Here is a 21,551-nt window from a genome sequence, read left to right on the forward strand (position 1 = left end):
CCTATCAATGCGAGATGCCTATGCCTTTCATTGTTTGTACCTCTCATTTGCGTGATGTAGGACCTTTGCAGCTGGAGCCGGTGGCTGGGCGCACGGTGCGCGAGGCTTTGCAGGATGCGGCGCAACGCTACCCGAGGCTGCTGAATTACATATTGGATGATCAGGGCGATGTGCGAAAACACATAGCCATATTTGTTGATGGAACACTGCAGGCGCGCGATTCGGTATTGGAGCGGGAGGTCGGGGAGAAAGACGAGATTTACGTTCTGCAAGCCTTGTCCGGCGGTTAATGCCGCCTGCGCGACGAAACGAGCACCAATTCACTATCTTTCGAGAAGGGAAATATCATGAGAGATCGAATTTTGCTGGCCACCCGCAAGGGGTTATTGGATTTTGCAAAACGAGGCAACACCTGGGTTATTGCCGGGCAAAGTTTTCTCGGTCAACCCGTCAGCGCGGTATTGCGTGATCCTGATAATGCATTTCTGTACGCCGCATTAAATCTCGGGCACTTTGGTGTGAAATTGCACAGGTCGAAAGACGACGGCAATTCGTGGGAAGAAATTGCCTGTCCCAGTTACACGGGAATCGCTACGGATTCGGAAGAAAAAGCCAATCTGCAATTGATCTGGATTTTAGAGCGAGATCATCAAGGTCATTTATGGGCAGGCACCATTCCCGGTGGCTTATTCAAAAGCACCGATAACGGTGACACTTGGCAATTAAATGAATTCCTCTGGCATAACCCGGCGCGCAAGGAGTGGTTTGGCGGCGGCTATGATTCGCCCGGCATTCATTCGATTTGTATCGACCCTAAGCGCGCTGGCTATATGGCGTTAGCAATTAGTTGTGGTGGCGTCTGGTTGAGCGAGGATTATGGTGAAACCTGGCGTCCATCTACCAAAGGCATGGTGGCGGATTATCTACCGCCGGAACAAGCAGATAATCCGAACCAGCAAGACCCCCATCGATTGGTGCAATGCCCAGGTGAGCCCGATCATTTTTGGGTGCAGCATCACAACGGGATTTTTTATTCAAAAGATCGCTGCGCTACCTGGACAAGGGTATACGCACCGCCGTCATCCTTTGGTTTTGCTGTTGTGGTGCATCCAAAAAATCCTGAACAAGCGTGGTTTGTGCCGGGTGTTAAGGATGAATACCGTTATCCGGTCGATTGTCGTTTCTGCGTGACTCACACGGCAGATGGTGGGCGGTCGTTTATTGCACAAACCAGCGGCTTGCCGCAGCAGGAGAGCTTTGACTTGGTTTATCGCCACGCCTTGGACATAGACTCCAGCGGCGATCGTCTGGTGATGGCGTCCACGACGGGAAATATGTGGCTAAGCGAAAATGGCGGGACGGATTGGAGCTGTGTATCTAACTATCTGCCACCGGTATATGCGGTGCGCTTTGTATAAAACATTTAAAAACGACAATAAAAAAAGGGCCAACATATGTTGGCCCTTTCGGTTTCAGGAATTCACTTCCTGCATTAGTTGGTGCCCCACAGACGCTTCAGCAGGTTAGTTTTGCGGGTATCGAAATCACCCCACTGACCCCATGCATCTTCTGCAGAGACTGGATCGTATTTGTGCTGGTAGAGACCGTAGGTATCTGCAGACTCTGGGTTGATTGACCAGTAGCACGCTTCGATCTGTTGCTCTTTCATGTAGTCAACGAACAGGTTCTGCCATTGTTCGTCAACTGCAGTGGTGATGTGACCCCACATTTCTTTTTCTGCTGCGCGAGTTTTGTTCGGCCAATCCATGTTGCCACCGAATTCACCGATTACAACTGCGTAGTTCATGTCGCGCAGGAAGCCGAAGTGCTCTTCCCAGCCTTCTTTGATGATCGCAGAGTTGCCAGGAATGTTGATCTGACACTTAGCTTCACCAGCGGCGTCACCTTCCAGTTCACGGCAGCTGCCGTCCATGAAGTGGCTTTGAACGAACACTGCAGGACCGTAGGTGTGCGGAGAAATAACTACGCGATCACGTGGGATCTGCAGTGGACGGCTACGGAAACCGTAGAAGTTCTCACCCCAGTTCGGGTTGGTTTCCAGGCTGCCGTGGTCAACTTTGGTTCCGTCCTGCAGACCTGAACCAACACCTTCAACAAACACCAGTACGTCTTTGTTTACGCTGTCGATTGCGGCATAAGCTTTTTCAGCCAGAGTAGCCCACTGATCCCAGGTGTAATCCCATGGCTCGTTGAAGATGTCGATACCGATAATGTTCGGATAGGTCTTCGCCAAACCGGCCAAGTCTTTCAGGTTTTCCAGCCACTTGGATTCGTCGTAGGCCTGAACAGTGGTAACGCTTGCTGGGTTGCCAGTTGCAGAGCAAGAGTACTCTTCACGGGTGAATTCATAACCAACGCGGGTTGCGTCAACGAACGGTGGTTTGGAATCCAGTTTACCTGCGCGCCAGCCGAGGTAGTTGGAGCAGGAGTGGATGTCGACCAGAACTTTCAAGCCGTTTTTGTTGGCCAGATCCAGGAAGCCCTCGAGTGCCTTACGAGCAGTTTCGTATGGATAAGCGCTGGCGGTGTTTTTCAGACGGCCGTTGGGGTTCTTAGAGCTGCCGTTCCAAACGCGGGTCATACCCTGTTCGTTGTTTGGCTCCAGAGTTTGCGGACTAACAGGCAGACGGATCATGTTAATGCCGAGCTGCTTGATTTCGCGCATGGTTTGCTCGATGGTTCGACCGCTGTCTACCCACCACATGTTACCGATATAGAGTTCCAGAGGCGCGCCATTCGGGTTGGATTCAGCGTCTTTCGGCTCATGCTGACCTTCCAGACCGAACCAGTTACCGCAACGTACTGGGAATACAGTGCCGTTGTCAGTGATTTTGCCTTGCGCGTTAACGCGATAACGACCAGGTACGCCGCTGTCTGGAGGCAGTTGACCGTTTCCAGAAGAGCCGCTAGAGCTGGAGCTTGAAGAAGAGCTGCTGGAGCTGCTTGAACTGCTTGAACTCGAAGATGAGGAAGAGGTAACTCCAGAAGACCCGGAAGAAGACGACGACGAAGAAGAAGACGAAGATGAGGTGTTACCTGAGGTGCCGCCGCTGCTGCTATCGCCGTCGCTGCCACACGCTGTTAAAGCAAGAGCCAGAAGGCAGGTACTTGCCATTGTGATTGGTCTGCGCCAATCCACGAACGTTTTGATTGAGGACATTTTCACTTACCTTTATCTAGAGTCACGCACGTTGTGAGTTAAGAGTCGTTTCTTTATTAAATTGTTGTAATCGTTGGCCTCTGAGCTGACGCAACGACCTGACCAAACTTGGGCCAGAACAAGCAGGCTACAGTCATCATTCTCACTGTCGCCGCTACCTATCAACCGCATAGGCTTAAAGTCCATTAAGGTAAATCTCCCTTTCGCACACTCATTTACCCATTTCATATGAAAAAAATCATCCTTGATTTCTGCCAAATATTAACTACGTCTCAAGTTCAATTTGTATATAAGACCCGTTTAACATTTTTTCTGCTCACAAAATGAGCTGCTATCTGGTCGACGGAACAATAAGTTTTGATAGGGCGGGGTGGTCTGCTGATAAAACGGTTCGTACATCGATTAATTAGCAATGTAAGCGGGCACTTGCACAGCGAATTTATTCGCTGTGCTTACCTTGTCTTTTACCGCAGAACAGATTCTTGCCGGGTTACACATCCTGTGTGAGCAGCAGCACATGGGGTGCGAGACTTGGAGAGAATTGCAAGTATTAAAGTGTGGAAGCAAATTCATTTGCGCGGGGCTGCCTTGGATATCAGGCAGAGGATGTAATCGCACGTGTTGCGATTACATCCTCTGCGCGAAGAATTCCCCGGACATCTTAAAAATGAGTTGCGAACACTTGTGTCCAATAAGTTCTATTGCCACTGCGAGCGAAACCAAAGCCAAATTCGGTGAAGTTTTTCGACATGATGTTTTCGCAATGGCCAGGACTATTTAATAATCCGCTCATGGCTTGTGTGACTGTGCTCACATTCCCGGCCAAATTCTCACCTACGTAGTGCCAGTTATATCCGGTGCGAGTCACGCGATCGCTAACTCTGGAGCCGTCACTGCCTATGTGCTCAAAAAAGTTATGTGCGGCCATATCGTCGGAATGAATAATGGCCGCTTCTTGCAGCAGGCAATTCCACGTCAATTTAGCAACCGCGGGTTGGGCCTTGCTGCCGCAGGAACGCGCCGTACTGCGCGCTTGGTTAACTGCGGCGAGCATTTCCTCATCGAGTTCGGACATGCATTCGTCGATAACGCGTTGCGGTGTGGTGTAGACATCCGCAGCGGTGATGAATTGCCAGCGGAGTTGCGCGTTGACCTTTAATCCGCGGGCCGACATCAGCGCGGGGTTTACCTGGATGGTATAGGTGGTCTTGGGGTTCCAGAGGTCCTTGGGATGGAATACAAGCCGGTCTAAATCCGGTTGACTGATGGTGCCGTCCACACTTTTGTTGTCCGAAGAGCGGATGGTGAGGGCGGTGGCGAGATCAATTCCGCTGATCAAGGCATCGTCAAATTCGATCGTGATCGGGCTGATCAGGGCTACTCGAGGTTCCCCTGGTCCAGGGAAGGCGGCAATGACATTCAGTTCCTGATCGTTGCGCGGCAATGTTTCATCGGGTATGGGCTGAGGCGTGGGAGCGGGGATATTGGGGTTCCAGGGTGGAGGTGTGCCGGGGTTTGTGACGCGCGATGAGGTTTTGTCCGAGCTGCCACTATCACAACCGGAACCCAGAATCAGCGCTAGTATCACCGCCATCAAGCGGAAAAGCCGCAGCGGCAGATGGTAGCCCGCAGGCTTCACAAATGCTGGGCATTTATTGGACAGCTGTATTGCCGGATGAATTTTCGAATTATTCATATGTTTCATTTCCATTTGCAAATGTGCGAATGGCGCGGCTTCTCTTTGAGAATACGCGTTCTTTATTGAGATGGGCAAATTCAGGGTAGCGCTTTTGTGATTTTCCATTCGTAAAGAATTGTCTGTGTGCTGCCACATATTCAGCGCTTGACTGTATATCTTTGGTGATTGGAACGCTTATCGGCTAATTAGCTGCGTTCATCGCGCAATAAAAATTTGATCTATATTGAAAGCAACAAAAGATCAGCAATCAGAGAAAAAAGGCCAATCAAAACGGCGCGGTACTTTCCATACTGTCCGACGGCCTTCCAGGCCAATTGCATTGGCCCTTCTGCGATGCAATTTCCGGTATTCCACTCTGCATAAAAGGCTGACTAATAAAAATTGAGTGGGTGCAATCCAATAAATAAAGAGGTCTTCCATGTCTGTTTTCTCCCCAGGTAAAAAACTGGCCCTGGCTGCGGCTATCAGCGGGGTTTTATTCATCGCCGGATGCGCCTCCCAACAACAAAAGCAAACTAATACTTTTACGCTTAGCGAAGCGGAGTATTTCTCGACACCGGGCGTCGATCTATTGGTTTTCAGCAATGCTCCAGGCGGTATGTTTTTCGATGCAAAAACCAGCGGCATTGAAATTATTCACCACGGTGAGCGTACGGTAACTAACGGAGATGTGAGACTGCTGCATGTGCCAGAACAATGGGATGGCATGGGGCAATTGGTCGAGCGCATAGTTGATCGCGATACGCAAACGATCACTGCTACATTGGCGTACCCGGAGCACGACTTTTCTTACAAAGTCAGCGCTACACCAAAAGGTGATGGCAGTGTATTGGTACGCGTACTTTTGGATAAACCGCTGCCGCAAAAATTGGTTGGCAAAGCGGGATTTAATTTGGAATTTTTGCCAGCGGTTTATTGGGATAAAACATTTATTGCCGATGGCAAATCCGGTCGTTTCCCGCGCTCACCTTCCAGTGCTGGCGGTATGGTGACCAGTGATGCTGGCCTCACCGAGCCAGCACCGCTCGCACGCGGTCGCAATTTGGTTTTGTCGCCGGAAGATCCGCAGCATCAAGTTTCTATCCGCAGTCTCGATGGCAGCGGCGAATTAATGTTGTTTGACGGTCGCACCAAAGCGCAAAACGGTTGGTATGTGGTGCGCAGTTTGATTCCGGCTGGAAAAACGGGCGAAGTCGTGCAATGGGAATTGAATGCCAATGCCATTGCAGGCTGGGTGCGCGAGCCGGTTATTGGTCATTCGCAAGTGGGATATCACCCGAAGCAGAAAAAACAAGCCGTTCTCGAGTTGGATCGCCGCGATTCCATTAAAGGTAAAGTCACCTTGTGGCGCATCGAACCCAATGGCAAAAAACAAGTTGTCGCTTCAGGTTCGCCGGAAAAATGGGGCACCTATTTGCGCTACAACTATTTTGTGTTTGATTTTTCTTCGGTAACTGAACCCGGTGTTTATCAACTGGGATACGGTTCGCAAACCACCAGCGCATTCCGCATAGATTCGAATGTTTTTGCGGATGTATGGCAGCCGACGCTGGATTTCTTTTTCCCTGTCCAGATGGACCACATGCGTGTAAGAGAGGCTTATCGCATTTGGCATGGTCTGTCTCATATGGACGACGCGCTGCAAGCTCCGCCGAATTATGAGCATTTCGATTTATTCGCGCACGATGCCAATCTGGATACCAAATTCAAACCCTTCGAACATATTCCCGGGTTGAATTACGGCGGTTGGTATGACGCGGGCGATTTTGATATTCGCACCCAGTCGCAATATCACGCAGTGCAGGGTCTGGTTCACGCCTACGAAGAATTTGGCATCAACCGGGATAACACCACCATCAGCCAGGAAAGAAAATATACGGAAATTAATCGTCCGGACGGTATCAATGACATATTGCAACAAATTGAACATGGCACTTTGGCACTGATTGCGCAGCATCGCGCTATAGGGCATGCGATTCCGGGAATCGTCGAAGCGCATTTGTATCAATATCCGCACCTAGGCGATGGTTCCACCAAAACCGACAATAAAATCTACAGTGCAAAATTGGATCCGCATGCGGCCAAGCGTAAAGTTGGACCTATGTATAACCCCTCCACCGTCGATCCAACGCCCTTGGAAGACCCAATGCCGGAGCAGGGAAATTACAGCGGCCGCTTTGACGATCGCTGGGCGTTTACTTCCAATACCACCGCGCTGAATTATGGTTCTGCTGCGGCGCTGACAGCGGCGAGCCGGGCGTTGCGTGGATATAACGATGCCCTGGCGGAAGAGTGCCTGGAAACTGCGAAAAAAGTGTGGCGTTATGAGGCCGGTCGCAAGCCCAACACCTACTTTTACGGCAATACCACCGGTGGTCGATTGGAGGAAGAAAAACTCAAAGCCGCTGCAGAATTGCTGATTACCACACGCGATCCGCAGTACGCTCAGGCGGTGCGAGAGCTTCTGCCCAAAGCTGCAGAAATGTTCTTTGGCGATACGGTAGCCATGCTGGTGCTGGCAGCGCCTTTGATGGACGCTGAATTTAATGCAGAGCTGAAGCGCTTGGCGCAACTGCATTTGGATCGCGTGAAAAAAGTCGAAGAGGAAAACCCCTTCGGTGTGCCCATTACTCGCCAAGGTTGGGCAGGCAACAGTGCGGTTATGGATTTCGGTATTACCAGCTACTGGCTGAATAAGCTTTTCCCTGACCTTGTCAGTGATGAGTGGGTCTATCGTAGTCTCAATTACCTCTATGGTACCCATCCGGATTCAAATTATTCCTTCGTATCCGGTGTCGGCGCTAAGTCGCAGACCAAAGCCTATGGTAATAACCGCGCGGACTTTTCTTTTATTCCCGGTGGAGTTGTGCCCGGTGTATTGGTGTTACCACCAGACTATCCGGAAAACAAATCGGATTGGCCTTTCTTCTGGGGGCAGAATGAGTACGTGATTCCAATGGGAAGCCGTTATATCTTCCTGACTCACGCCGCTCACGCGCTGCTGAATAAGTAATAGGAAATGCACGCAAAAGATGGCTGTATCTCTTGATACAGCCATTAATGGCAGCTAGTAATAGCTCACAAAATACCCAGTAAACTTTAAGTGGAACCAGCAGATGTAAACGGAGGCCATGTCCTCCGTTTTTTATGCCGCTCTGTATTTGCGTGAAACCGGTGGTTGATAACGCAGAATTTGCGGTGTGTGAACCCAAACACTCTTAGCGTATTCTTCGCAAGCGGAGATATAAGCTGCCCCAGATTTGTAGCGGATAGACAAGACAAATTTATTAAATTCTTCGCGCGGGATGATTGCTTCCACTTCCTGCACTGACTGCCAGTAATCTATCGACAGGTCAGTTTCAATTTCGCACCAGTAAAGTCGGCAATTTTCCTGTGTTTCCTCGGTCTTTTTACCGCCGTCTTTGTACAACACAAAACCCTGGCGCGTTTCCGGCAAAAATCCGTGGTCTCTTAAATATTCGTTGATATTGCGCAGGGCGGGATGGAAACGCGTGATATTTAAATCGATCAGTTTTCCACGTGGTTTTCCTTTCAGTGGTGATTCAATTCCGGCCTTGGCGTGGCTTTCGTTAAATAATCTCAGAGCGATAAACAGTCTCATGATTTCAACTCTTGCTTTTATTGGTTTACAGGGTTGTTAGTTCTTTTTGGTTTTACGCAGTGTTTTGTGCTACCGCCCGCTGATTGTTTTAGTGATGGCGCAGGCTAAATGGTGTTTGTTACCGTGTTTGTTACAGGGCTATGCAAAACAGGGGCCAGCGATTTGGCAGGTACATTACAAATTGGTAATCGCTTGTTAAAACAATGACATATAACGTCGACATACAATGGAAAAATATGCCGTTGTAAGCGACTGCTCAGGGTTAAATTGTAGATCTGCGCAGCGCCTAGAAGTCTTACAACACGCAATGTTGATCTTTTTATCTCCGGGCGGATGTTGTTGAGATATTGACGTTTTTTGTCTCTGGTGTCCGAATTCCGACGAAGCGAGCCTCGATGGGATCTATCACTTCGAGCAGCTTGGTGTGAAATATGCCCTGCGGAACCTAGTTACTGAGAATTAAAGATCAAATTGGTAGGGCAGGGTGTAAAGTTCTGTAATGTTGAGTCAATGCTATTGGCTGCGGCCTCAGCTGAATCTTTCTGTATTAGATAGGCGGTTATGCAATGGAAAATCGACAGCGAATATCTATGCGTTCTGCAATTTTAATTATGTCTATGGCTGCCTGTGTTGCCGGATGCAAAGCCCCGACGATCAAACGCAGTGAAATTCAATCCGTGACATTTAACGGCATGTGTGACGCATCTGGCGCTGTACCACTGTCAGAGAGCTTATTTGCCATAGCGGATGACGAAGACAACGCTCTGCGCATCTACGACGCCAATGTCGGTGGCGATCCGCTGGCAATTTACGATCTCTCGGCGAGTTTGGGACTCTATCCCAGGCCGAGCAAAAATCCGGAAAAGCCGCCCAAGAATCCGCCTGAACTGGATATTGAGGGTGCCACCATTTATCGCGGCCTCGCCTATTGGATTACCTCCCACGGTCGCAGTGCCTCCGGCAAGTTAAAACCAGAGCGCCTGCACTTTTTTGCGACTAATTTGGGAAGTGAAACTCAACCCATCAATGTGGTGGGACAGGTATACGAAAATCTGATTGCCGACTTGGCTGCCGACCCGCGCATGAAGAAATTCAATCTGCTGGAAGCTGCGGAAAAAGCGCCGAAAGAACACGGCGGATTGAATATCGAAGGCCTTACAGAGCGCAAAGAAGGCGGCGGGGTCTGGATTGGGTTTCGCAATCCTCTGTTCAACAACAAAGCTCTTATGGTGACGTTGTTGAATCCGGATGAGGTCATCAACGGCAAAGCGGCGCGGTTTGGCGACCCTTTGTTATTGGACCTCGGTGGCCGTGGAGTGCGCGCCTTAAGCTGGTGGCGCGGCCACTATGTGATAGCCGCTGGCTCTACGGCAGGAGATGGTCCATCCCAACTGTATTTGTGGAATGGCGGAAAAAAAGTGCGGGCTTTAACCATGCCTGTGGGCGAAACATTCAATCCCGAAGCGTTTTTTACACCGGAAACTCAGGATCGGTTTATGGTCTTTAACGATCAGGGTTCGCAACTGATCGACGGCGTTGAATGTAAAAAACTCAAAGACCCCGCGCAAAAGCACTTTACTGGGATTTGGTTGAAGCTGTAGATCATCTCCTAAAGCGGCTTGGTGAAATTAATTCATTAACGCCGCTATTTTATTAAAGGATTCGGCTATAACTTCCTGGTCGGCGGGTTCTACAATGCTCCGTTTGGCCTGATGTAATACCAGATTGGCGTGGTGGAATAGACGCTTTCGCTCCCCATCTTGTTTATTTGCCAGCTGCTCATCCAATAAATTTTTATCCTCCAATAGCTGGCGAATCAGTCGTAATAACCGCAAAAGAACCGCGACATTTTCCTTGCCGTTCTGACGAATTTCATTCAGTGCAATATCAATTAAATGTTCAGGTGTCCATTGCCGAATTTGCAGGCGAGGCTGGCCATTTTCCCAATACACATTTGGCATTTCCGGCATTTGTAACGCGTGATGCAGAATTACGTGTAAATAATCCAAGCAATTGATCGCCGTGGTTGTATCGTTGATGCCAGGTGAAAGAGCGCGTAGAGCAATATCGACGATTTGTCGTATCCCAAATGCAGGATCCTGTTCAATGGTTCTGTAGGAATTAATAGCAAAGCATTTTTGCAGGTTTTGATCGAATGATTCCAAAGACTCATTGTTATTGTCATGGCGATAAATCCACAACAGCGGATGCTGCTCAACTATAAAGTCTCCTACCGCGCATTCCAGTTGAATCTGCACTTTATATTGGCAGGCAAGCACGCAGAGGTTGGCTATGTCGATATCCTGCACGTAACCGGATTTGAGCGCGGGAACGGCGTGCTGATCTGAACCCTGGTGCGTGCCGTGAACCTTTAATTTGTCGAAGTTTTTTAGCTTGTCGACGTCTGTTAAGTTGCCGAAGCCTTTTAAGCTGCATTGTATCGAGTCCATTGCAGCGATGGTTTCGCTAGTGATAATGGCAGTGATATCAGCAACTTGAATGGACGCCGCGGTTCGGTGAATAAAAGCGATAAGAAAAAATATGCCCACTAAAGCAACTAGAATTGCCAGCCACACAGAAATAAGGGGGATGAAGACGTGCTGTTGAGAATCAATTGCTTGCAAGACCAATAGGCTATAAACAAAACCTCCGGTAAAGATTCCCAATGTAAGCTGGTTCAGTCGATCCCGCATAAAAGTCCGCAGTATTCTCGGGCTGTATTGATTGGCCGTTAATGACAAGGCCACCATGGTGATGGAAAAAACCACCCCGGCAACCGTGATCATGGAGCTGGCAATGGTGGCGAGTATTTGCTGGGCGATTTCAGCTTCAATAGGCAAAAAATCAGGCCCGTATTGGCGGATAGCGGAATCGAAGCGTTGGTCCACTTTTATGAATACCAAAGCCCCAGTAGCGGCTGTCACTACAACGAGCGTAGGAATAAACCACAAGCTCGCCCGCAAAGAAAACCAAGCTCCTCGCCTAGTCATATCATCCCTCCCAAGGGTTATTGGCTATCAGGAGAGGCAAGAGCTGGTCCACCCAAACCGCTTCAGGCTTGCTTATGTTGCGCGTAATTCATCCTAAATTTCTTGTGCCAACGGATTTTTGGTTCATACTCAGTAGAGCGCTACGTTTAAATAGTTAAATCGCGAAACTTTCAGTTATAAAAATCGCGAACTCAATAAATGTTTCGCTATTCACTTGGCTAAATAGACATAAGAATTGGCCTGGAGGCGGGTTTTGAATATGAATATCCGGTTGTCCTTTGGCGCGTTTGTATTTACGGGTTTGATCAGTTTGTTGCCGTGCTTCTCGGTGGCCCAGACATTGCGGGTGCAACAGGGAACTCATCCCCTGGATGAGTATGCTGTTGGCGCTTTGCGCGTGGCATTGGCGGAGATGTCCAGGCCGTATAAGTTGGACGTCAACTACGAGCAAATGACCCAAACGCGGGTTATAGAAGAGATTCGCGCGAATAAGCTGGATGTCATGTGGCTCGCTGCCAATCAAGAAGCGGAAGATACTTTATTACCGATACGCTTCCCGATTTTAAAAGGGTTGCTCGGATATAGGGTTTCTATTATCCATCCGCAAAATCGGGGCAAATTTGCCGCAGTGCGAACAAAAGAGGATCTTAAAGCGCTGTCGTTTGGCCAAGGATATGGATGGCCAGACGTGGGTATTCTGCGCAGCAATGGCTTGAACGTTGTGGTGACAAGTAAATACGAAAATCTCTTTTATATGACAGAGGGAGGCCGTTTTGATGGTTTTCCTCGTGGCGTTCTTGAACCGTGGGTAGAGCTGCGTCCGCACAGTGATTTGGGACTGACGGTGGATCCTCACGTGCTCATGATTTATCCATTGCCATTTTACTTTTTTGTCGCACCGGAAAATGCCAAGCTCGCACAGGAAATTCACGAAGCACTGGAGCGCGCATTAAAAAAGGGATCCTTTGATCAATATTTCTATAACCACGATATGGTCAAAAGTGCGCTTGAACAGGCAAAACTCCACGAACGCACCGCCGTATTTGAATTGACAAACCCTACCTTGCCCAGAGAAACCCCTTTGGATCGTGAGGATTATTGGTTCGATATCCGAGCGCGGCTATAAGCTGCGCTCTTGTTCAGCCTCGCTGCCTACATCATCTACTTGCTGCCTACCTCATCTAAAAGTTTGCAAGTTTTCTCCCTCCCGCCATAATGCGGCACCTTTATTGCGTCGTTTTCCTGCTGAATTGCCAAAGGAGCTGCGTGTGTCCGCTGAAGAGATACAAGTGTTGGGTTGGGTATTGGCCTTAAGTGTGTGCGGGCTTTCGGTGTCCTGGTTGATTTTGTTGATGGAAGCCTTTTTTCACGATAAACGCATCGGCTTTGCGTGTGTGTTTGGCGGATTTGGTGCGGCCCTCGCCATGGGAATTTCCGAGAAAATTTCCCACGGTATGCTGATGGTCCTCGCCGTATTCAATTTGGCCTTGATCGGTTTGTTCGCTTTCAAAAATTTTCGCAAACCGCTTGTGTATATACCGCTGTTTGTATTGGTTATTAGTGTTGTAGCCTTGATTTGGGTGTGGCGCAAAATCGATTTGGCGGGGTTGTTGCCATAATTGCAGGGGCTGCAGCCATAATCGTAGGTTGAAGTTTCCGTTGCAAAAATAAAAAAGCCTCCAATTAGAGGCTTTTAAAATTTCACTGGCACATCCTTATTTTTGTCTTAAATCGACGGCGCCTATATTGCCTTCACCTAAATACTCTCCGAGGATTTGAATCAAAGCCGGGAGAGGGGGGGGTTAGGGATTACCTTCTCAGATCTTCAACAATCGCCTGAACAATCAAGCAGTGATTGATTAAATCCTGTTGTGTGCGACCTTCGCTAATGTAATTCAAACCGTAAGGCCAGAAATGCGTGCCGTCGGTTTTAATCACTTCATTTGGATTGCCGGATATTTCCCGCGCTTTTGCAGTAGTAATTGGACCGGTAAATATGCCATCGCGAATCAATGCGCGGAATTCATTAAAGCCGACGCCGAAAACGTGGGCAATTTCGTGCATAGCGGTAACGTGGTGCATGGACGCGCGTGAGCCGAATCGGATAGAGCCATTGGTGCTGCCATCCGCGGTTGCCACACTCGGGTTGTAGCTGACATTGATATGGCGGCTCAAATTGGTGTAGCAGTTGTAGTTTTTTACTGCTGTGTCCATAGCCGCTGTGATCAGGTTATAGGCCTCCAATTGATCCGCGGTGGGGTTGGTGGCGCGCGCCAGGGTATAAGTCACATTGCCGCGTGCGATGCAGCCGTCTGTCGGTGGTGGAGGTGTATAGCTCTTGGTCAGGCGGATGTTGTCGATTTGCACCGTGACATTCTGCTCCTGATTAAACCAATCCGGCTGAATCACAAACACGTGATTGACCTTATTGATGTTGAGACCGGACGAAACCAGTTCGCGAACCGGAAAGGTATGCGTCTGCCAATCGAATGATGTGTGGCCATTGCGAATCGGCATTTCAGCGCTGACGCATGGGTGAATACATTCCATTTTGAAAATAAAGGGGGCGGCAGTGCTCGGCTGCTCGTGGTAAACCACACGCATATCAAAACTCAATGCGCCGTCGATATAAGCACTTAAATCCGCTCCCTCGGTACCTGCAGCGCCCGGCAATGCCATACCAAACCAACCGCGGGCGTTCTCCTGATGGTTGGGATCATTGGCGTTCCAGCGAATTTCCATCACTTTGCCGCGCTGTGAGTCACCGCTGTCGACCAATTGCCACTGCACGTGGTAATCGCCCTGGCCTGCATACTGGAAAAATTGTCCGTTGCGGGGACTGGACTCGTAGGACAGCCAGGGCCCGAAGCCGGGCGCTATACAGTCATCAAAAATGCGGTCGTCGCGGGTAGAGCAGGGGGTGACGGTGATATTGACTGTATCCCGTTCAGCGCCGTTGGCAGACAGTTCGAACTGCAGATGGGTGGGTTCACGCACGTCCGGAGTAACCAGCGCCGTATTCAACGGATTACCGGTATGTTGCAGGGATACCGTCGGCCCACTGAGTTGCCGCCATGTGGGAGATATGCCGTTGGCGGGACCGTTGATTGCGCCGTTTAAGTTCACCCAGGTGCTGTTGAAAACTGTTTGATCCGGCCCTGCATCCAGACGGGTTTGCGCAACGCCGGAGGACGAGTTGGATGAGCTTGAGCTGGACGAAGAGGCGCTGGATGATGAACTCGATGATGAGGACCCGTTGCCTCCGCCGCACGCGGTCAACAGAACGAGGGCGCTGCACACCAATGCACGACGGACGATTGTCAGGCTTCGCACGCGAGACTCCTTATCGATTGTTATCAGAATTATGTTGAATACCGGGGAATACAGCGGTTTTATCCTCGGCAGAATAACATCCCCCCGCGCGCGCTTCGGTGACTCGTTTCTGAATTTGGAGCGGAATTGCTCCCCTTATGTGACAGGCTCGTCAACCTTAAACCAAGTAGAGCATTATTCAGTTAGGGTTAATTTTGCGGCTCTTACATTGTCAGCACCGTTTCTGTGGCAGGACTGACTTATGGCTTTAACTTGTTGGCAAAAAGTGCGCTGGTTGTTGGCTGCAATCTTGACCGTGGTTTCCAGCGCGTCATGGGCGCAGACCTATGTAGGAGCCAATTTAGGGGCCACTTTTTATAACGATGCGGAAAAATATTGGCTGGAAGATGAAAGCACTGCCTATGAGCTTAAAGGCGGTGTGCGCTTAATTGATGTTCTGGCGGTTGAAATGTCCTACCTGAACCTGGGCGAATTTCTCGATGAGTATGAAGATCGCGACATCAGTTACTCCGGGTCGACGATTTCTGCAAAAGCGATTTTGCCTCTCGGACCGGAAATGGACATATACGCAAAAATAGGCCTGTTCTTTTGGGAGCGAGATCGCCAGGGTTGGAGACGCTCCTATTTCGTTGATGAGGGTGAAAGCCTAGTGATAGGCGGTGGGGCATCCTTCAACGTCTCCGATGAAATCAGTGTGGATTTGGAATACAGACGCTTTGATCTCGATTTCGGCCGGGAAACCCTGGAAGTTGATTTATTTTCAGCTGGGATCAGCCTTTATTTCTGGTAATGGTCAAGTTCGGTAAGCCCAACATTAGGCAACCGGAGTGCAACTTCGGTTGTCATTTTTTCATTTTGAATTGCAGCTTTTCTTTTTCTTTTCGTTTTCTTCCAAATTTACGCCAATGGTTCGCTTGAATCTAAGGCGAAATTTCTCTTATTTCCGCTTTTTATCTCCTGAAGCCATAAGTATTGCTCTAAATCGCATTTAATCTGCTTATTTTGTAATAAAAACGCTGCGAGCAAAGCGTGGGCAAAGCTTTTGCAAAAGGCTTTTAACATTGATTTTCGAAAATCGCTTCGGTTCGATAAGCGAGTCGTTAAAAAGCCCAGTGAAAGAGAGAATGGTTTATGCCCAACATTTATCAGGACATCCAATCTCTGAAAAGAAATATGGACCGCTTGCAAAAGCACCAGGAAAAAAATCAGGGACCTGCAAAAGAAAGTTATTCAAGTAAAGCCAGTCAATTTTCGCCCCTCTCGGCTCAGGAGGCGGTACAAAAACCGCGGCTGGTCATCGATAAAGTATCGCCTTGTGTCGATGGCGGAAAATACCCAGCCAAAGGAACCATAGGGCAGGCAATACAAGTATTTGCCAATATTTTTACCGATGGTCACAACCATTTGGCGGCGCGCCTGTTATGGAAAGATGAAGCGAGTTCCGAGTGGCAAAGCGAGCCAATGCATTCACTGGGCAACGATTTATGGAGCGCGTATTTTGTGCCGGTCAGTGCTTCCAAGCACCAATTTAGAATCGAAGCCTGGTTGGATCGCTGGCAAAATTTTCACTACGAATTGCAGCAAAAATTCTTCGCGGGCGTTCCGGTAAAGCTGGAAGCAGAGGAGGGGCGGATTTTGCTGCAGGATATTTCCGATTACGCCAAGGAATCGCGTCATAAAATCGATCGATCGGTTATTTCCCATCATGAGATCAATCGCTACGAAGCTATAGCTTTGATTGAAGAAGCATTATCCGATATCGATAAAGCGCGCGGCATCGATGACATTGATGCGGAAGTGCATATTCTACTGCGTGAGGATTTGGCGCAAGCGGTGGAAGTGGTAGAGCCGCACGCTTTTCTGACACAGACAAAACAGATATTTGTCGTCGATGTAGAACGCACCGCAGCGGGTTACGCAAGTTGGTATGAATTATTTCCCAGGTCGATTACCAACAATCCCAAACGGCATGGAACCTTTGACGATGTGATTTCCCGTTTGCCTGCTATTCAAAGCATGGGCTTTGACGTGCTGTATTTTCCGCCGATTCATCCCATCGGCCGCAAATTCCGCAAGGGTCGCAATAATAATGTCAACGCCAAACCGGGTGAACCGGGAAGTCCTTATGCGATTGGCAGTGATGAGGGCGGTCACGATGCGGTGCATCCGGAATTGGGCGGTATTGCCGCTTTCCGCCGTCTGCGCGACGCAGCGAAAAATTACGGTTTGGAAATTGCGCTGGATTTTGCCATTCAATGTTCTCCGGACCACCCCTGGTTAAAAGAACATCCGGATTGGTTTTCCTGGCGGCCGGACGGCAGTATTCGTTATGCAGAAAATCCTCCGAAAAAATATCAGGACATAGTCAACGTCGATTTTTATTCCAAAGGCGCCATGCCGGTCATGTGGTTGGCGTGGCGGGATATAGTTCTTTATTGGATATCGGAAGGTGTCAATATTTTCCGCGTCGACAACCCGCACACCAAACCTCTACCATTCTGGGAGTGGTTGATCGCTGATATACGGGCAACCTATCCGGAGGTGATTTTTCTCTCTGAAGCTTTTACGCGCCCGGCCATGATGTATCAATTGGCAAAAATAGGCTTCACTCAGAGTTACACCTATTTTATTTGGCGCAACAATAAGCACGAATTGACCAGCTATTTAACTGAACTGTCGACGCCGCCCGTGCGCGACTTCTACCGGCCCAATTTTTTCGTCAACACACCGGATATCAATCCCTATTTCACCCAAACATCGGGGCGTCCCGGTTTTTTGATTCGCGCAGCACTCGCAGCAACCACCTCGGGGCTGTGGGGTGTTTACAGTGGGTTTGAATATTGTGAAGCAGCGGCATTGCCGGGCAAAGAAGAGTATCTGGACTCGGAGAAATACGAGATCAGACCGCGAAATTTTGCGGCATCAGGCAATATCATTGCGGAAATCACCCGGTTGAATCATATCCGCAAAGAAAATCCTGCGCTGCAAACCCATCTGAATATCCGCTTTCACGAATCCAATAACGATCAGGTGATTTTTTACAGCAAGGTGGCTCACGACCTCAGCAATATAGTCCTGGTTGCGGTCAGTCTCGATCCGCACAACGGGCAGCATGCGATGTTGCAAATTTCACCTAATGAATGGGGATTTCATAGCGGATTTACCGCAACAGAATTGATGCGCGGTATTGAGGTGCCGTGGGAGGGCGGAAATCAGCACTGGTATTTTGATCCACAGGAACTTCCGTTTGCAGTATGGCGCATACAACCGAAGAGGATATAACAATGCTAAATGTCAAACGCTTGGCGGAAACCAATTCGGTTGTAGTCGCACCGTCGATTGCAGGCAGCGAACAAGCTCCCTGGTATAAACAGGCGATTATTTATCAATTGCACGTAAAATCTTTTTACGATTCCAATAATGATGGCATCGGTGATTTTCCAGGCTTGATCGAAAAACTGGATTATGTTGCTGCCCTGGGAGTTACCGCGGTTTGGCTGCTGCCGTTTTATCCCAGCCCGCTGCGCGACGACGGCTACGATATTGCCGATTATTACGGTGTACATCCGGATTACGGCACAATCGACGATGCCAAACGTTTTATCGACGAGGCGCACAAACGTGGATTAAAGGTGATTACCGAATTGGTCATCAACCACACGTCGGATCAACACCCATGGTTTCAACGCGCGCGCCGGGCACCGCCGGGATCGCCGGAACGGGATTTTTATGTCTGGTCGGATGACGATAAAAAATACACCGGCACCCGCATTATTTTCCTCGATACGGAAAAATCCAATTGGTCGTGGGATCAGGAAGCCAACGCCTATTTTTGGCACCGATTTTATTCCCACCAACCGGATTTGAATTTTGATAATCCAGCGGTGTTGGAAGCGGTTTTAAAAGTCATGAAATACTGGCTGGATATGGGGGTGGATGGCTTGCGCCTGGATGCTGTGCCTTATCTGGTGGAGCGGGAAGGCACCAACAATGAAAACCTGCCAGAAACCCATGCAATTCTCAAACGTATACGCGCCGAAGTGGATGAGCATTATTCAGACCGTCTGCTGCTCGCCGAGGCCAATCAATGGCCGGAGGACACCCAGGAATATTTCGGCCAGGGCGACGAATGCCATATGGCATTTCATTTTCCCTTGATGCCGCGCATGTATATGGCGCTTGCACAGGAAGACCGTTTTCCCATTACTGATATTTTGCGCCAGACTCCCGCGATTCCCGATAGTTGCCAATGGGCCATTTTTTTGCGCAATCACGACGAACTCACTTTGGAAATGGTAACGGATAAAGAGCGGGATTATCTGTGGAATCAATACGCCGCAGAAACGCGAGCTCGGTTGAATCTCGGTATCCGCCGACGTCTTGCACCTTTGATGCAGCGCGACCGCCGCCGCATTGAATTATTGAATTCACTGCTGTTTTCCATGCCGGGCACACCGATTATTTATTACGGTGACGAAATTGCCATGGGCGACAATATTTATCTCGGTGATCGCGACGGTGTGCGCACGCCCATGCAGTGGACGCCGGACCGCAACGGCGGATTTTCCAAGGCGGATCCTTCACGGCTTATGTTGCCGCCGATTATGGATCCGTTGTACGGCTACAACGTAATTAATGTCGAAGCGCAGGCACGCGATCCCCATTCGGTTTTAAACTGGACGCGTCAATTATTGGAAGTGCGCAAGCGCTATAAAGCGTTTGGCAGCGGCACTTTCAAAATGCTTTACCCCAATAATCGTCGCGTATTGGCTTATATGCGCGAATGTGAAGGCAAGTGTGCCGATCCCGGCAAACGCGAAACTATTTTGTGTCTGGCCAATATGTCGCGCACCGCGCAGGCGGTGGAATTGGATTTATCAGCATATGCAGGCTTGGTGCCTTTGGAAATGATTGGCGGCAGTGCATTTCCGCCGATTGGGGAATTAAGTTATTTATTAACTTTGCCGCCCTACGGTTTTTATTGGTTTTTATTGGCGGAAAAAACTCAACAGCCGGATTGGTATAGAGCGCCGCCCGAGCCTATGCCCGAGCATCTTACTTTTGTATTGCGCCATGGCTTGCGCGATATATTGGAGCCTGCCGCGCGCGCAACCTTGGAACGAGATGTATTTCCCGCTTATCTCGCCAAACGCCGCTGGTTTGGTGGTAAAGGTGCGCGCGTATCTTCAGTACGCATAGTCGCACAAGCGGAACTGGCGCTGTCTGCCAGTAATCCAACTGCGGAATATGCGCATATCTTTTTTACCGAACTGGAAGTGGATGTCGGCGGTGAGCTGCAACATTATCAAGTACCTTTGACCATCTTTTTTGAAGATCACACAGTTCCGGCCGTTGCCCATCAATTGGCGCTGGCGCGGGTAAGACGCAAACAGCGCGTCGGTATACTGACTGATGGTATGGCTTCGGAATTTTTTCCTCGTCTGGCCCTGGAGTTAATGCATTCTCATCACAAGGAAAATTTATTGGTTTTGGATCGCTCCGGCGCGGGCGCGGAATTGCCGAGCGGCATGGTGTTTGAGGCAACGCCTGCATTTAATGCGGTGGAATGGAATTTCGAGGATTTGGATGTGCGCGCGCTGGCCGTCGAACAATCCAATAGTTCTGTGATTATGGGCGAACGCGCAGTTTTGAAATTATTACGCCGCCTTTTCAGCGGTCGTCATCCTGAAGTGGAGATGAGCGGTGCACTGACGCAAGGCGGATTTACCAATTCACCACCGCTGCTGGGTTACGTGTATCGCTTGGATGAACGCGGGGAGTCCACTGTGTTGGCATTATTGCAGGGATATATCCCCAACCAGGGCAACGGCTGGGAGTGGGTGCAGGAACATTTGGAACGCTACAGTCAGGAAATGGCCGCGCGCCAATCCCTCGAGCCGCAAACCGAGGAAGAAATTCTCGATCAAGAGCAGACATTGGAAGATCTCGGCCATTTTGCCCAGGTTATTGGTACACGCTTGGGCGAAATGCATCAGATTCTCGCCAATGTTACCAACGATCCGGAATTCGAACCCGTTATAGCATCGGAAGACGATTGCCAACACTGGGCGGAATCGGTCGTCAACGAAATTTACCGCGCGTTTGAATATCTGGAAGAATCGCTGGTCACGCTTTCGGATTCGGATCGCTGGGATGCGGAAGCTTTGCTGCGCAGTCGAATTGAACTGGCCAATGTAGTGGTTTCATTGGCGGCAAAAGGCGTGGGATCACTGATTTTCCGCATTCACGGTGATTTGCATCTCGGGCAAATTCTGGTATCGCAAAACGATGCCTATTTTGTCGATTTTGAAGGTGAGCCCATGCGCGATGTCGCTCAGCGACGCAATAAGGCAAGCCCTTACCGCGACGTCGCCGGTATTTTGCGCTCTTTCCACTACGTCACCGCTACAGCGGCGGAGCGCAATGCCTTATTCGAAAGTGAAACCGTTCGTGCAATGCACTTGGAATTTCTCGAACGTTTCCACCAACGCGTATGCGATACCTTTTTATCGGCCTATAAAAATTCTGCGGCCAAAATTCCCCACCGCTGGCAGCATGCAGCAGGGCAGCAGGCTTTGATCAAATTATTTACCTTGGAAAAAGCCGCTTACGAAATTACCTATGAAGCCAATAACCGCCCAGCGCTATTGCGCATTCCGTTGCAGGGCATGATGGATATAGTGCGCGATTTGGATGTTATTAATCGGCGCAATGTCCATTAATAAA

Annotated in this window: 14 protein-coding genes; 9 read left to right on the plus strand and 5 right to left on the minus strand. The window is 49.5% G+C overall.

The window, feature by feature from the left end:
* Nucleotides 1–20 precede the first annotated feature (20 nt).
* Entirely contained in the window at nt 21–290 is a 270-nt protein-coding gene (locus tag DWB84_RS01760; RefSeq protein ID WP_187408041.1) for a MoaD/ThiS family protein, read from the plus strand.
* A 57-nt stretch (nt 291–347) separates the two neighbouring features.
* Nucleotides 348–1,418, plus strand: a complete 1,071-nt coding sequence (locus DWB84_RS01765) for an exo-alpha-sialidase (RefSeq protein WP_187408042.1) — start codon at nt 348–350, stop codon at nt 1,416–1,418.
* A 74-nt stretch (nt 1,419–1,492) separates the two neighbouring features.
* On the opposite strand, the gene DWB84_RS01770 is transcribed toward DWB84_RS01765, so the two are convergent.
* Both DWB84_RS01770 and DWB84_RS01775 read right to left on the minus strand, forming a co-directional pair.
* A complete protein-coding gene (locus DWB84_RS01770) occupies nt 1,493–3,181 on the minus strand; it encodes a glycoside hydrolase family 5 protein (RefSeq protein WP_255428781.1) in 1,689 nt (562 codons plus the stop codon).
* Nucleotides 3,182–3,842: 661 nt separating this feature from the next.
* On the minus strand, nt 3,843–4,877 hold the full coding sequence (locus tag DWB84_RS01775) for a CAP domain-containing protein (protein WP_187408043.1): 1,035 nt from the start codon (nt 4,875–4,877) through the stop codon (nt 3,843–3,845).
* 421 nt (nt 4,878–5,298) lie between these two features.
* Here DWB84_RS01775 and DWB84_RS01780 point away from each other — a divergent pair, with 421 nt between their 5' ends.
* A complete protein-coding gene (locus tag DWB84_RS01780) occupies nt 5,299–7,893 on the plus strand; it encodes a glycoside hydrolase family 9 protein (RefSeq protein ID WP_187408044.1) in 2,595 nt (864 codons plus the stop codon).
* A gap of 132 nt (nt 7,894–8,025) precedes the next feature.
* On the opposite strand, the gene DWB84_RS01785 is transcribed toward DWB84_RS01780, so the two are convergent.
* The gene (locus DWB84_RS01785) at nt 8,026–8,502 is read right to left on the minus strand and encodes a hypothetical protein (protein WP_187408045.1); all 477 of its coding nucleotides are present in this window, start codon (nt 8,500–8,502) and stop codon (nt 8,026–8,028) included.
* Between the two features lie 590 nt (nt 8,503–9,092).
* On the opposite strand from DWB84_RS01785, the gene DWB84_RS01790 reads away from it, so the two are divergent.
* A complete protein-coding gene (locus DWB84_RS01790; RefSeq protein WP_187408046.1) occupies nt 9,093–10,103 on the plus strand; it encodes a DUF3616 domain-containing protein in 1,011 nt (336 codons plus the stop codon).
* Nucleotides 10,104–10,130: 27 nt separating this feature from the next.
* Here DWB84_RS01790 and DWB84_RS01795 read toward each other — a convergent pair whose 3' ends face one another.
* Nucleotides 10,131–11,492, minus strand: a complete 1,362-nt coding sequence (locus DWB84_RS01795; RefSeq protein ID WP_187408047.1) for a DUF2254 domain-containing protein — start codon at nt 11,490–11,492, stop codon at nt 10,131–10,133.
* Between the two features lie 502 nt (nt 11,493–11,994).
* Here DWB84_RS01795 and DWB84_RS01800 point away from each other — a divergent pair.
* Complete coding sequence (locus DWB84_RS01800; protein WP_187408048.1) at nt 11,995–12,618, plus strand: diguanylate cyclase; 624 nt, start codon at nt 11,995–11,997, stop codon at nt 12,616–12,618.
* Nucleotides 12,619–12,760: 142 nt separating this feature from the next.
* On the plus strand, nt 12,761–13,111 hold the full coding sequence (locus DWB84_RS01805) for a hypothetical protein (RefSeq protein WP_187408049.1): 351 nt from the start codon (nt 12,761–12,763) through the stop codon (nt 13,109–13,111).
* 190 nt (nt 13,112–13,301) lie between these two features.
* Here the strand turns inward: DWB84_RS01805 and DWB84_RS01810 are convergent, their stop codons facing one another.
* Entirely contained in the window at nt 13,302–14,825 is a 1,524-nt protein-coding gene (locus DWB84_RS01810) for a putative glycoside hydrolase (RefSeq protein ID WP_187408050.1), read from the minus strand.
* 241 nt (nt 14,826–15,066) lie between these two features.
* Here DWB84_RS01810 and DWB84_RS01815 point away from each other — a divergent pair, with 241 nt between their 5' ends.
* From DWB84_RS01815 to treS, 3 genes are all read left to right on the plus strand, one after another.
* Nucleotides 15,067–15,615 (plus strand): outer membrane beta-barrel protein, encoded by a 549-nt coding sequence (locus DWB84_RS01815; RefSeq protein ID WP_187408051.1) that lies wholly within the window; start codon nt 15,067–15,069, stop codon nt 15,613–15,615.
* Nucleotides 15,616–15,956: 341 nt separating this feature from the next.
* Nucleotides 15,957–18,107 carry an alpha-1,4-glucan--maltose-1-phosphate maltosyltransferase gene (locus DWB84_RS01820; RefSeq protein WP_222867980.1) on the plus strand — a complete coding sequence of 717 codons (2,151 nt, stop codon included), beginning with the start codon at nt 15,957–15,959 and terminating at the stop codon, nt 18,105–18,107.
* Between the two features lie 2 nt (nt 18,108–18,109).
* Nucleotides 18,110–21,547, plus strand: a complete 3,438-nt coding sequence (gene treS, locus DWB84_RS01825) for a maltose alpha-D-glucosyltransferase (protein ID WP_187408052.1) — start codon at nt 18,110–18,112, stop codon at nt 21,545–21,547.
* The last annotated feature ends 4 nt before the right edge of the window (nt 21,548–21,551 follow it).

The organism is Saccharophagus sp. K07 (genome assembly GCF_014336955.1).
In the GTDB taxonomy this organism is placed as follows: Bacteria; Pseudomonadota; Gammaproteobacteria; order Pseudomonadales; family Cellvibrionaceae; genus UBA5868.

Coding starts and splice junctions, on each gene's coding strand:
- DWB84_RS01760 (WP_187408041.1), top strand. CDS start 21: ATGCCTTTCATTGTTTGTACCTCTCATTTGCGTGATGTAGGACCTTTG.
- DWB84_RS01765 (WP_187408042.1), top strand. CDS start 348: ATGAGAGATCGAATTTTGCTGGCCACCCGCAAGGGGTTATTGGATTTT.
- DWB84_RS01770 (WP_255428781.1), bottom strand. CDS start 3,181: ATGTCCTCAATCAAAACGTTCGTGGATTGGCGCAGACCAATCACAATG.
- DWB84_RS01775 (WP_187408043.1), bottom strand. CDS start 4,877: ATGAATAATTCGAAAATTCATCCGGCAATACAGCTGTCCAATAAATGC.
- DWB84_RS01780 (WP_187408044.1), top strand. CDS start 5,299: ATGTCTGTTTTCTCCCCAGGTAAAAAACTGGCCCTGGCTGCGGCTATC.
- DWB84_RS01785 (WP_187408045.1), bottom strand. CDS start 8,502: ATGAGACTGTTTATCGCTCTGAGATTATTTAACGAAAGCCACGCCAAG.
- DWB84_RS01790 (WP_187408046.1), top strand. CDS start 9,093: ATGCGTTCTGCAATTTTAATTATGTCTATGGCTGCCTGTGTTGCCGGA.
- DWB84_RS01795 (WP_187408047.1), bottom strand. CDS start 11,492: ATGACTAGGCGAGGAGCTTGGTTTTCTTTGCGGGCGAGCTTGTGGTTT.
- DWB84_RS01800 (WP_187408048.1), top strand. CDS start 11,995: ATGTGGCTCGCTGCCAATCAAGAAGCGGAAGATACTTTATTACCGATA.
- DWB84_RS01815 (WP_187408051.1), top strand. CDS start 15,067: ATGGCTTTAACTTGTTGGCAAAAAGTGCGCTGGTTGTTGGCTGCAATC.
- DWB84_RS01820 (WP_222867980.1), top strand. CDS start 15,957: ATGCCCAACATTTATCAGGACATCCAATCTCTGAAAAGAAATATGGAC.
- treS (WP_187408052.1), top strand. CDS start 18,110: ATGCTAAATGTCAAACGCTTGGCGGAAACCAATTCGGTTGTAGTCGCA.